Source organism: Thermosipho japonicus, from assembly GCF_014201655.1.
Taxonomy (GTDB): domain Bacteria; phylum Thermotogota; class Thermotogae; order Thermotogales; family Fervidobacteriaceae; genus Thermosipho; species Thermosipho japonicus.
Genome location: NZ_JACHEX010000001.1, coordinates 74345 through 86670 on the forward strand (window position 1 = coordinate 74345; position 12326 = coordinate 86670).

At 29.6% G+C, this 12326-nt stretch carries 11 protein-coding genes; 9 read left to right on the forward strand and 2 right to left on the reverse strand.

Annotation, left to right across the window (positions count from 1 at the left end):
* The first annotated feature begins 85 nt into the window (after window positions 1-85).
* From rlmN to HNP65_RS00390, 8 genes are read left to right on the forward strand one after another with little or no spacing between them, the layout of a single operon-like run.
* Window positions 86-1111: a dual-specificity RNA methyltransferase RlmN gene (gene rlmN, locus HNP65_RS00355; protein ID WP_184618427.1), complete on the forward strand. Its 1026-nt coding sequence runs from the start codon at window positions 86-88 to the stop codon at window positions 1109-1111.
* Complete coding sequence (locus tag HNP65_RS00360) at window positions 1078-1611, forward strand: hypothetical protein (protein ID WP_246348148.1); 534 nt, start codon at window positions 1078-1080, stop codon at window positions 1609-1611. Before rlmN ends, HNP65_RS00360 begins: the two co-directional genes overlap by 34 nt.
* Complete coding sequence (gene rsgA / locus HNP65_RS00365) at window positions 1608-2471, forward strand: ribosome small subunit-dependent GTPase A (protein WP_184618428.1); 864 nt, start codon at window positions 1608-1610, stop codon at window positions 2469-2471. The genes HNP65_RS00360 and rsgA overlap by 4 nt, the downstream gene beginning before the upstream one ends.
* Window positions 2472-2474: 3 nt before the next feature.
* Window positions 2475-4145, forward strand: coding sequence for a YgiQ family radical SAM protein (locus HNP65_RS00370; RefSeq protein WP_184618429.1), 1671 nt, complete (start codon window positions 2475-2477; stop codon window positions 4143-4145).
* Between the two features lie 28 nt (window positions 4146-4173).
* Window positions 4174-5466 (forward strand): hemolysin family protein, encoded by a 1293-nt coding sequence (locus HNP65_RS00375; protein ID WP_184618430.1) that lies wholly within the window; start codon window positions 4174-4176, stop codon window positions 5464-5466.
* Window positions 5459-5848 carry a cytidine deaminase gene (locus HNP65_RS00380; RefSeq protein ID WP_184618431.1) on the forward strand — a complete coding sequence of 130 codons (390 nt, stop codon included), beginning with the start codon at window positions 5459-5461 and terminating at the stop codon, window positions 5846-5848. Before HNP65_RS00375 ends, HNP65_RS00380 begins: the two co-directional genes overlap by 8 nt.
* Window positions 5845-7365: a DNA repair protein RecN gene (locus HNP65_RS00385; protein WP_184618432.1), complete on the forward strand. Its 1521-nt coding sequence runs from the start codon at window positions 5845-5847 to the stop codon at window positions 7363-7365. Before HNP65_RS00380 ends, HNP65_RS00385 begins: the two co-directional genes overlap by 4 nt.
* A gap of 19 nt (window positions 7366-7384) precedes the next feature.
* Complete coding sequence (locus HNP65_RS00390) at window positions 7385-7906, forward strand: hypothetical protein (RefSeq protein WP_184618433.1); 522 nt, start codon at window positions 7385-7387, stop codon at window positions 7904-7906.
* Here the strand turns inward: HNP65_RS00390 and ligA are convergent.
* Window positions 7896-9893 carry an NAD-dependent DNA ligase LigA gene (gene ligA / locus HNP65_RS00395; protein WP_184618434.1) on the reverse strand — a complete coding sequence of 666 codons (1998 nt, stop codon included), beginning with the start codon at window positions 9891-9893 and terminating at the stop codon, window positions 7896-7898. The two genes, HNP65_RS00390 and ligA, sit on opposite strands and share 11 nt — an antisense overlap.
* Window positions 9894-9978: 85 nt before the next feature.
* Between ligA and HNP65_RS00400 the strand changes: the two genes are divergently transcribed.
* The gene (locus tag HNP65_RS00400) at window positions 9979-10197 is read left to right on the forward strand and encodes a hypothetical protein (RefSeq protein ID WP_126992461.1); all 219 of its coding nucleotides are present in this window, start codon (window positions 9979-9981) and stop codon (window positions 10195-10197) included.
* 6 nt (window positions 10198-10203) lie between these two features.
* Here HNP65_RS00400 and rnr read toward each other — a convergent pair whose 3' ends face one another.
* Complete coding sequence (rnr, locus tag HNP65_RS00405) at window positions 10204-12324, reverse strand: ribonuclease R (protein ID WP_184618435.1); 2121 nt, start codon at window positions 12322-12324, stop codon at window positions 10204-10206.
* Window positions 12325-12326 lie beyond the last annotated feature (2 nt).

Below are 12326 nucleotides of genomic sequence, written 5' to 3' on the forward strand. Positions count from 1 at the left end.
TTAATATTTAAGGTTCTCTTTTAAAGAGAACCTTAAAGTTTTTTATGATAAAATATAATTGTAAATATAAACTGGAGGGAAAATAATGAAAAAAAACATTCTTGATTTTAATTATGAAGAATTGGTAAGTAAATTTAAAAGTTTAGGTTTTGAAAAATATAGAGTAGATCAGGTATTGGACTGGATTTATAAAAAGAAAGTCTTTGATTTTAAAGATATGACTAATTTATCAAAGGAACATAGAAAAATATTAGATGAAAATTTTGAAATTCATATCCCCAAATTAATCGATATGCAAATTTCAAAAATCGACAGGACAACAAAGTTTTTATGGGAATTACCAGATGGTAATACAATTGAATCAGTCGCACTTTTTCATGAAGGAAGGGTTACTGCTTGTATTTCAACCCAAGTTGGCTGCCCTGTAAAATGTTCTTTTTGTGCTACAGGTCAAAGTGGCTATGTAAGAAATTTAACAGCAGGAGAAATAGCATCACAAATTTTGGGAATTGAACTTCATAGAAAAATTAGAGTTGGTAATGTTGTGTATATGGGTATGGGTGAACCCTTATTAAATTATGAAAATACAATTAAAAGTATAAAAATGCTTAATAATAAAAAAATGTTGGGAATTGGAATAAGAAGAATCACTATTTCAACGGTTGGAATACCCGAAAAAATAATTGAACTTGCAGAGAGTGGTTTGGATGTAAAAATTGCACTTTCTTTACACGCAACTACTAACTTTAAAAGAGATCAAATTATCCCATTAAATAGACAGTACAGTATAGAAGAATTAATTTTTGCTGTGAAAAAATATCAAGAAATTACAAATAATAGAGTTACCATAGAGTATATACTAATAAAAGAATTTAATGACTACCCTGAAGACGCAGAAAAATTGGCTGAGCTTTTAAAAGGTTTAAGTGTTTATGTTAATTTAATCCCTGTTAACCCTGTAAATCCAAATTATTATAGACCAAGTAGATGGGTGATGGAAAGATTCAAAGAAATTCTGACAAAGCATGGAATAGAGTGTGAAATAAGAGCAGAAAAAGGGACAGATATTGATGCAGCTTGCGGACAATTACGAAGGAGGAATCTAAAATAAAGATTTTAAAATTAATAATTATGTTCTCAATTGGAGCAATATTTGGTGGACTTTTTTTCCTGGGTATTTTTTACTATATACAAAATACTTCTTACGTTCAAATACCATCGATTGAAGATTTAAAAGGCTTAAAAGTGACTGAAGTAGGTAAAATCTTAAAAAAAGAAGGTTTACAAACCGAAAAGTTTTTTGGTGGGGGTAATTTGAAGTTGATCATACCGGAAAGTGGAAGTTTAGTAAAAAGAGGTAGAAAAATACAAATATATGGGGATCAAGAAATAAATGAAGGTATTTTTATTCCCAACCTTTATGGCGTACACTATTTAATAGGTGTAGATATTTTAAAAAACTTAGGTTTAAATGTAAATCTAGTAAAAATAAATTATCCTGGAGCAGATGGAAGAATTCTTGCCTCATATCCAAGTTTTGAAAGTACTATATCTAATCTAGAGAAAATAAACTTATTGGTTGATAACGGAGAAATTGGAGGGAACAAATGAGAAGAAAAGGCGTTGTTATAAAGTTTTTGTCAAACATGGCAATTGTTCAAGATTTTGAAACCGGCGAAGAATTTTTGTGTAAATTAAGAGGAAAGTTTAAGGAGCAAAAAATTAGACCAATTGTTGGAGATATTGTTGAATATCGACCTCTTGTTTCAAAAGAAGGAGTTATTGAGAATATATTAAATAGGAAAAATGAGCTTCCAAGACCAAAAATTGCCAACATTGATCAAGTTGTTGTAGTAACATCCTTAAGAAAACCTGAAGTACCTTTACAAATTTTAGATAAATATTTAATTTTAGTAGAAAATGCTAAACTTCCGGCCGTAATTGTCTTAAATAAGATTGACTTATTAACCAAAGAAGAAATAAACAAATTTAAAAATATTTATGAAAAGATATATCCAGTTTATTTTGTTAGCGCAAAAACAAAAGAAGGAATTGAAGAATTAAAAGAAGTATTTAAAAATAAAATTTCTACAATGGCAGGAATGTCAGGCGTTGGAAAAAGTAGTATTCTGAATGCGATTAATCCAGGCCTTTCACTAAAAGTTAATGAGGTTTCGGAAAAATTAGATAGAGGTCGTCATACAACGACAGTTATTGAACTTATGCATTTTGACTTCGGTGGGTGGATAGCTGATACTCCAGGGTTTGCAAATTTAGATATAAGTTATATAGAACACGAAGATCTAAAAAAATTATTTCCAGAATTCAATGACTTTTATTGTCTTTTCCCTGATTGCAACCATGTTGATGAACCAGGATGCGGAGTTAAAAAAGCAGTTGAAGAAGGAAAAATTTCTAAGACTCGATATGAATCATATTTGCAAATATATAAGCAATTATTGGAGGGGTAAGTTTTGTTTTTACCTACTACTAGAGATGAAATGAACGCACTAGGTTGGAAAGAATTAGATATTATATTAGTAACTGGTGATGCTTATATTGATCATCCATCAATAGGTATTTCACTAATAGGACATTATCTTTTGTCTAAGGGATATAAAGTAGGGATTATAGGACTACCTGATTATAATTCTGGCGATATAACGAGGTTAGGAAAACCTCGTTTATTTTTTGGAATTACTAGCGGAAATGTAGACTCTATGGTAGCAAACTATACTGCTTCAATGAAAAAAAGAAGATTTGATGATTATATACCTGAAAAATTTAATATCAGAAGGCCCGATAGAGCTTTGATTGTTTATTCTAATTTGGTTAGGCGATATTTTAAAGGAGTTCCAATAGTAATAGGTGGAATAGAAGCTAGTTTAAGAAGATTTGCTCACTATGATTGGTGGTCAAATAAAGTTAGAAAATCAATCTTATTAGATTCAAAAGCTGATATTTTAGTTTATGGAATGGGAGAAAAGGCTATTTTAGAAATTGCTAGATATATAGAAAAATATGGCAATATAAACAAGTGCAAAGATATTGATGGAGTAGTATGGTGGTCTTCTAAAAAACCAGAAAAGTGTATTGAAATTCCTTCATTTGAAGAAGTTAAAGAAAATCCAGAAAAATATAATGAAGCTTTTAGAAAAATGACACTTTTAACAGATTCAAATAGGAAAATAAGGATAGTACAAAGGCAAGATAATAGGTATGTTATTCAAAATCCTCCCCAAACACCTCTAACTCAAAATGAATTTGATAATTTATATCTTTTGCCATTTGAAAGAGAAGTGCATCCATATTACAATAAGTTTGGAAAGGTTAAAGCAATAGAAACAGTAAGATTTTCTATTACTGCCGTAAGAGGCTGTTATGGAATGTGTGCTTTCTGCGCCCTGACTCAGCATCAAACAACTCATGTAATATCAAGAAGTATTGATTCAATTCTTGAAGAAGTAAAAATTTTAAAAAGAATGAAAAAATTTCGTGGAACAATAAATGATGTTGGTGGTCCCACTGCGAACATGTACGGCTCTGATTGCTCTATAAGAGAAAATAAAGGACAATGCTCAAAGTTTTGTTTGTTTCCTAATATATGTAATAACGCAAAGGTAAATCATGAAAAGTTATTGAATCTTCTATACTCAATAAAAAAGGTTCAAGGTGTTAAAAATGTTTTTATTTCCTCAGGAATAAGGCATGATTTAGTATTAGAAGACAAAAAATACGGTGATATTTTCATTAAGGAACTTCCAAAATTTACGCCAGGTCAATTAAAACTTGCTCCAGAACATTCTGATAAAAATGTTCTACAAATAATGAGGAAACCTGATATATCTTTGTTTTTGCAATTTAAAGAAAAATACGAGAAAGTTGCAAAAAAAAGATATGTTATAGCTTACTTTATTGTTGGACATCCAGGAGAAGGAATGAAAGAAAATAACAACTTAAAAAAATTTATTAAGGAAAAACTTGGATATAGACCACAACAGATTCAAATTTTTACTCCTACGCCTGGAACATTGAGTACAACAATCTATTACACTGGAATTGATCCTTTTACCAACAGAAAAATTTTTGTAGAAAGAAGTTTAAAAAAGAGAAATCTTATGAAGAAAAACATACTGGATATATGATATAATCTTTTTGGAGGTGGTTTCTAAGATGGAAGATCCTTTAAGTTATTTGTTAAATTTATTTTTGTTAATTTTTCTACTTTATCTTTCTTCTCTGTTTTCAGCTTCTGAAACTGCTTTAACTTCTGTTAGTAAGTTAAAACTTAGGGAATCTTTGAAAAAAGGAGATAAGAGTGAAGAGGAAAGCGAGCTTCACCTTTTTAACAAACTTTTAACTGTAATACTCATAATGAACAATTTAGTCAACATTTTAGCTTCATCAATTGCAACATTAGTAGTTGTTAACGCATTTAAAAATGTATTCCCAGAAAGTCTCTCGGCACTTTTTAGTACGTTAATTTTGACATTTTTCATATTAATTTTTGGTGAAATTACACCAAAAATATATGCAAGGCAAAATAATGAAAAAATATTTAATAAAATGATTGGTATTTTGATATTTTTGTCCAAGATATTTTCACCAATAATAAAACTTCTTGTATCAATATCCAATTTTGTAATCAGAATAATTGGTGGTACCTATGTCGAAGAAGCACCATTTATCACAACAGAAGATATTATAATGTATGTTGAGGTTGGAAGAGAAGAAGGAACTATTAAACATGAGGAAAGTTTTATGCTTAAAAGAACTTTAGAAATGGAAGAATCCATTGTAAGAGAAATTATGATTCCAAGGGTTGATATAGTAGCAATTGAAGAATCAGAAACTTTGGATAAAGTAATGGAAATAATCAAAGAGGAAGAATATTCAAGAATTCCAGTCTATAAAGAAACAATAGATAATGTAGTTGGTATTTGTTATGCTAAAGATGTTTTAGCATTTATAAGCGATAGAGGATCTGAAATATGCGAAAAAGTTAAGGTGAAAGAATTGATGCGCGAGCCACTCTTTGTCCCAGAAACTATGAAAGTTTCTGAACTTTTAAAAATTTTTAAGGAGCAAAAGATGCACATGGCAATCGTTGTAGACGAATACGGAGGAACTGCTGGACTTGTAACTATGGAAGATATTCTAGAAGAAATTTTTGGAGAAATTATGGATGAATATGATCAAAATGAAAATCTTGGGATAAAAAAACTTGAAAATGGCTCTTACATAGTAGATGCTACTGTACCTATTAATGATATAGAAAGAGAACTAAAAATAGAGTTTCCTGAGACCGACTATGAAACATTAGCTGGTTATATTCTAGAACATCTTCAAAGAATCCCAAAAGTTGGTGAAGAAATTATAATCGATAAATTCAAATTTAAAATAATTGCAGCATCAAAAAATAGAATTGAGAAAGTATTGGTTAAGGTGGTGAAAGATAATGAATGATAAGCTAATTGAACTTGCAAAAAAATCACAAGAAAATGCATATGCTCCTTATTCAAATTTCAAAGTAGGTGCAGCAATTTTAACAAAGAGTGGAAAAATTTTTACAGGCGCAAATGTTGAAAATGCATCATATGGATTGAGCTGCTGTGCTGAAAGAACTGCTATTTTCAAAGCAGTAAGCGAAGGAGAAACTCAATTTTCAAAAATTGTAGTTGTTGGTGATACTGAAGAGCCAATATCTCCTTGTGGCGCTTGTAGACAAGTTATGGCAGAATTTGGAGATTTTGAAGTAATTTTAGTAGGGAAAAATGGAAATATTAAGAAAACCACAGTATCAGAATTATTACCGTACAATTTTGACAAGGAGCATCTAAATAAATGAAGAGTGTAGAGATAGTATCTGTACACCTTCATGATTATTTGTATTTTAAAGATGTAGATATTTACTTTGATAAAGGATTAAATGTAATTACCGGTGAAACTGGTGCCGGAAAAAGTTTGATGTTGGACATTTTTGGAATATTGCTTGGAGTTACCCCAGGTAGAGTAGACAACTACAGCGTGGAAGTAGTAATTGATATTCCAGATGATATCTTGGAATATGAAATTTTTAAGGGAGAAAATGTATTTTCAGTTAAAAGAAACAATTCAAGAACTACTTTTAAGATAAATGGAAGAGTATATCCAAAGAATGTTGTATCTTCAATTTTATCAAATTATATAACTTTACATAGGCAAAATTCACACATGAAATTTTTGGAACAAAATTTTTTGATATCTATTTTAGACGAAATTTCAAATAATAAAAACTTATTAAATGAGTATAGAAAATATTATGAATTATATAAAGAATTAAAAGACCTTCTTAAAAGTGAGAGTTTGAATAAACTATATGAAAAGTTAGAATATTTAGAGTCAGTTATAAAAGAAATAGAAGAAGTAAACCCAACTGTGGAAGAAGAAGAACTCTTAAATGAACAGTACAATGTTGCTACTAAGCTTCAAGAAACTGTAGAAAAGTATAATGAAATTTTAAACGAAAGTGAAGTTATTTCAGAAAAATTGTGGAATATAAAAAAGATAATTAATGATAAGTATGAAGAATCAGTAAATGCAGCTTTAGATATTGTAGAAACATTAAAATTAGATATTCAAAAAGAACTTTCTGAAATTGAAGGATACGACATTAAAGAAATTGAAGAAAAGATCTGGCAATATAACCAGCTAAAGAGAAAATACGGTCCAACTCTAGAAGATGTTTTGTTAAATTATGAAAATTATATGAAAGAGTTAAATGAAGTTAAAAAGAAAATAGAATTATTAGAAGATTCTAAAAAAAAGATAGAAGATTGCTTAAAAAACATGAAAAAATTTTCAGAAAAAATTTCGTTAAATAGAAAAAAAGCTGCTGAAAAAATTAGTGAAGCATTCTTAAAACACTGCAATGATTTAAATTTAAATATAGAAATTCAATTCAATTTTTCAAAAATTGATTATAATTACAATGGATTTGACAAAGTTGAATTATTAGGAAGAACTGTAAAAAATCAACCTCTAAAACCGTTGAAAGTTATAGCTTCTGGTGGTGAGCTTTCAAGGTTAATGCTAGCTCTCGAACTTTCAGTCGTATCAGATGGTATTCTGATTTTTGATGAAGTAGATGCAGGAATAAGTGGTGAAACTGGTAACAAATTAGCCGAAAAGCTTAAAGAAGTATCTGAAAGATATCAGGTAATCGTAGTCACACACCTTCCACAAGTTGCAGTAAGAGCCGACAAACATTTCGTAGTTTTAAAAGATCAAAAGTCTGGATTAATAAAAGAACTAGATGAAGAAGAACGCTCAATTGAAATTAAAAGAATGGTAGGTTCCGATGATGTACTTAAGTTTATAGATTAAAATTTAGGGTGGTAATATTATGAAAAGAGCGATAATTTATACATTACTTTTAGCGATGTTTTTGTTTTTTTGGGGCTGCAACTATGAAAGAGATAATAATTGTATATCAATAGGAATTGATAAGTATTGCCTTCAAGATAATGATGAAATAATTAGTGTAAATACTAACTTTGGTTATCTAATAGGTAATCAAAAAAATTTGATTTATTTTGAGGGTGTTTCTCAAAGCGGCGGAGTTGATATTGAAGATTCTCTTAACAAGGCAAGAATTGATGCAGCTTTAAAAATGATAGACTTTTTTGGTGTAAAGATAGGAACCTACAATGGAAATGTTAAAATAAATTATGGAAGCATAAGCAAAGTCTCGCTAAAAATTATAAAAATTTTAAACAGTTCATTAGAATATCTGGTTTTTAGAAGAAATCGAGGTAATTTTTATGAAATTCATACCATATTGATCTATATACCAGGTAATAAAAAATTCATCCCCATTTATGAGGATGAATTTTCAAAAAAATTATGGCAATACGCTAATCAATGATCATTTTTTTAAATTCATCTTCATTTATAATTTTTACACCAAGTTCCAATGCTTTTTGATATTTTGAACCCGGTTTTTCACCAACTAATAGATAATCAGTTTTTGAAGAAACAGTATTAGTAATTTTTCCACCAAGTTTTTCTATAATTTCTTTTATTTCTTCCCTTTTAAAAGAATTAAACTTTCCGGTTATTACAAATGTTAAACCTGATAGCTTAGAAAACTTTTTCGTTTCTTTTTCCTGTTCTAGTTTTACACCTGCATTTTCTAATTTTCTAATTATTTCTCTTGTCTTTTCATTTTTAAAGTATTCAATAATACTTTTTGCAACTTCAGGTCCAATTCCCTCAATAGAAGTTAACTCATCATAACTAGCTTGAGAGAGCGCTTTAATACTTTTGAATTTATCGGCTAATATTTTGGCAGTTTTTTCACCTACAAGTGGAATTCCAAGACCAATAATAACTCTATATAACGGAGTATTTTTTGCCTTTTCAATTTGTTCTAAAATATTTGCAATAGATTTTTGACCTAATCCACTGATTTGTGCAAGATCAAATGGGGTAAGATAAAATATATCTGCTACATCATTTATTAATCTTGCATCTACTATCTTTTCAACTATTTTTTCTCCCAAACCACTTATATTAAATGCAGATTTAGAAACAAATATTTCAAGATGTCTCTTTAATTTTTGGGGGCAATGAGGATTTAAACATCGTATAGCAACTTCTTCTTCTGAAATTTTACCCACTTTTCCACCACAAATTGGACATGATTTTGGAACTTCAATTTCAAGTTCTTTTCCCGTCCTTTTTTCTTTTATAACACTTACAATCTGAGGAATTATACCACCGGCTTTTTCTACGTACACGTGATCTCCGATTCTTATATCCTTTTCTTTTATGTAATCAAAATTATGCAAAGAAGCTCTTTTAACAATAGAACCTTCCAAATTAATTGGTTCTAAAATAGCTACAGGTGTTATAACTCCGGTTCTTCCAACATTAAGTTCTATATCCAAAATTTTTGATTCAGCTTTGATAGAGGGAAATTTAAAAGCAATAGCCCATCTTGGAGATTTTGTAGTCTCACCTAATTTTCTTTGATATTCAAAATTATTAACTTTTATTACAAGTCCGTCAATCCAATAATCTAATTGTGTTCTCTTCTTGGTCATTTCTTTCCAAAAATCTATTACACAATCAACATCGTGACATAACCTTGAATAAGGATTAGTTTTAAATCCTACTTCTTTTAAAAATTTTAAAGCTTCCCATTGAGTTTTTAAACCATAAATTCCAGGGTTTACTACATAATAAATAAAAGAATCAAGATTTCTTTTAGCAACTATAGAAGAATCTAGTTGCCTTATAGTTCCAGCAGTAGCATTCCTCGGATTTGCAAAGGGTTGTAAGCCTTCCTCTTCGGCAATTTTGTTATACTTTTCAAATTCTTTTACTGGCATGAAAATTTCTCCTCTAACTTCAATTGTCAAATTTCTAAATAATCTTAGTGGAATAGATTTTATCTTTTTTACATTTTCGGATATATCTTCACCTTCAATGCCATCTCCTCTACTTAATGCAGTAACAAATTGGCCATTTTCATATCTTAAAGCTACAGAAATACCATCAATTTTTAATTCACAAACATATTCAACTTCATTAACCCCTAGTAATTTTTTTATCCTTTCATCAAATTCCTTTATTTCTTCTTCGTTATACGTATTATCCAAGCTTAACATAGGAATCGAATGCTTAACTTTTTTAAATCCGTCAAGAACTTTTCCTCCAACTTTTTGTGTTGGCGACGTAGGAGAATAAAACTCAGGATATTTTTTTTCTAACTCTATAAGCCTTTTAAGAAGTTTATCATATTCTTCATCACTAATTACAGGATCAGCAAGAACATAATATCTGTAATTGTGATATTCAATTTCTTCCCTTAATTTTTCAATTTCCTCTTTAATTTTTTTCTTATCCATATCATCACCTCAAATTTTTTGATAAATTTGCAAATTTTTTGTTATATGGTAAAATATTTTTGTAATACAAAAAAGGAGGGATAATATGATAAATTTTCTTGCAATTTTAGGAGTAATATTTTTAGTACTACTTGGTATTATATTTTTCCCATTTTTATCTCCTATCTTATCTATAGTTTTAGGAGCTTTATTAATCGTATTAATATTTGTGGGGCTTGTAACAATAGTTTTTCCAGTTGTCTTAGTTATAATAGCGATCGCTTTAATAGTTAAAGGTATAAAATATTTAGCAAATAAAAGGTGAGGCTATTTAAGCCTCACTTTTTGCTATTTCAAAGTCAATTTGCATTCTTGTTTTGTTTGCATTTACAACTTTTGCTTTTAATTTATCACCAATTTTGAATACTTTCCCAGTGTGTGAACCAATTAAGATACTTCTTTCATCGTCATAGACAAAGTAATCATCCAAAGTTGAAATATGAATTAATCCAGATATGTTTTTATCTATGATTTCCACAAATAATCCAAATTTTGTTACCGCAGTGACTACTACATCAAATGTCTCACCAATATGCCTTGATATATAATCGATTTTCTTCAAAGCTGTATAATCCCACTCTGCTTCATCTGCTACTCTTTCTCTTTTACTTGAATGTACCGCAATTTTTGATAGTTTATCATTCAGTTTTGTAATTTCCTTTTTAGTCAACTTACCATTCGTTGATAAAAATTGCTTTATTAATCTATGAACCACAAGATCTGGGTATCTTCTAATAGGAGATGTAAAATGGGTATACGCATATGACGCCAAGCCAAAATGCCCAATATTGTTTGCAGAATATACAGCCCTTTTCATAGATCTTACCAGAAGTCTTTCTATACTTCCACGTAGAGGATGATCCTTAGTCTTTTCTAAAAGTTCTTGTAAAAGTTTTGACGTTATTTTTTTTGGAACTTTAAAGCTAATACCTATTGCAGAGAGATAATTTTTTAATTGAATTATAGTATCTGGATCGGGTTTTTCGTGGATCCTGTATACAAAAGGCAGATCGAAATTATAGAATAATTCTGCAATTGTCTCATTAGCCTTGATCATGAATTCTTCTATAATTACCTCGGCTTCTCCCCTCTCTCTTGGTATAATATCAATTGTGTTCCCCTTTTCATCTAGGATTATCTTTACCTCTCCACCTTCAATATCTAAAATCGCTCCACGCCTTTTTCTTGCATTTCTTAGAACATCTTTTAATTCTTTCATTAAAATAAGCTGATCATATAAATCACCGATTTTATTAAAGGCTATTTTATCACCTTTAAATAAAGCATTTACATCGTCATATACTAGTCTTCTATGGCTTCTAATTACACCAGGTGCAACTTCAAAATCTACAACGTTTCCTTCTCTATCTATTTCCATAACAAGTGACATAACTAACCTATCTTCACCTTGTACTAGACTACAGATACCATGGGAGAGTTTAAAAGGAAGCATCGGAAGAACTCTGTCTATTAAATAAACACTCGTTCCTCTTTTAAATGCTTCTTTATCTAATTCACTTCCTTCTTTTACGTAATGAGAGACATCAGCAATATGTACCCCAAGTAAATAATTCCCATTTTTTAATTTTTTAACACTAACTGCATCGTCAAAATCTTTGGCATCAGGTCCATCAATTGTTACTATAATTTCATTTCTGAAATCTTTTCTATTTCTAATGTCTTTTTCTAAAACTTTATCTGGAATTTTAGATGCTTCTTTTAATACCTTATCTGGAAATTCAAGCGGAAGATCATGCTTAACAACTACAGTAGGAAAATCTGTTGCCGGATCATCGGCATATCCTAAAACTTCTATAATTTTTGCTACGGGATTTTTAGTTGGCGTTGGATACTTAATTATTTTTCCAACAACTTTTTCCCCTGGTTTTGCATTATTGAAGAATTCAATAGGAACGTAAAAATCATATTGAATTTTCGGATCATCTGGAATTATAAAAGCAGCCCTACCAATTGGCTGAAAAGTTCCAACAACTTTTTTTAAACCGTGATCTAAAATTTTTACAACTCTTCCTTCTGGTATGTCATACCATTTTCCTGTAATTTCTACAACAACCTTATCTTTATGAATGGCTCTTCCTGCTTTTTCGGATGGAACTGCAATCTCTTCCCCGTTTTCAGTCCAAACAAAAGCCATAGTTCCATTCCTAGTGAATTCAATTGTTCCGACAATCATATTTTTTCCTATAACTTTGTATCTTCCTTTAGAGTCTTTATATATTTTTCCTTCATTTTGTAATTCTTTAAGCAATTTCCTAACAATTTTCTTTTCTTCTTTAGTTTTAATTTTCAAGGCATTATAAATTTCTTTTTGTATCATTGGTTTATAACTACTAGAATTTAAAAAGCTTTCTAATTTCTTTTTGTTAATCATTT

Excerpts from the sequence above, each read along its gene's own strand:
- rlmN (WP_184618427.1), top strand. The coding sequence starts at position 86 with ATGAAAAAAAACATTCTTGATTTTAATTATGAAGAATTGGTAAGTAAA.
- rsgA (WP_184618428.1), top strand. The coding sequence starts at position 1,608 with ATGAGAAGAAAAGGCGTTGTTATAAAGTTTTTGTCAAACATGGCAATT.
- HNP65_RS00375 (WP_184618430.1), top strand. The coding sequence starts at position 4,174 with ATGGAAGATCCTTTAAGTTATTTGTTAAATTTATTTTTGTTAATTTTT.
- HNP65_RS00380 (WP_184618431.1), top strand. The coding sequence starts at position 5,459 with ATGAATGATAAGCTAATTGAACTTGCAAAAAAATCACAAGAAAATGCA.
- HNP65_RS00385 (WP_184618432.1), top strand. The coding sequence starts at position 5,845 with ATGAAGAGTGTAGAGATAGTATCTGTACACCTTCATGATTATTTGTAT.
- HNP65_RS00390 (WP_184618433.1), top strand. The coding sequence starts at position 7,385 with ATGAAAAGAGCGATAATTTATACATTACTTTTAGCGATGTTTTTGTTT.
- ligA (WP_184618434.1), bottom strand. The coding sequence starts at position 9,893 with ATGGATAAGAAAAAAATTAAAGAGGAAATTGAAAAATTAAGGGAAGAA.
- HNP65_RS00400 (WP_126992461.1), top strand. The coding sequence starts at position 9,979 with ATGATAAATTTTCTTGCAATTTTAGGAGTAATATTTTTAGTACTACTT.
- rnr (WP_184618435.1), bottom strand. The coding sequence starts at position 12,324 with ATGATTAACAAAAAGAAATTAGAAAGCTTTTTAAATTCTAGTAGTTAT.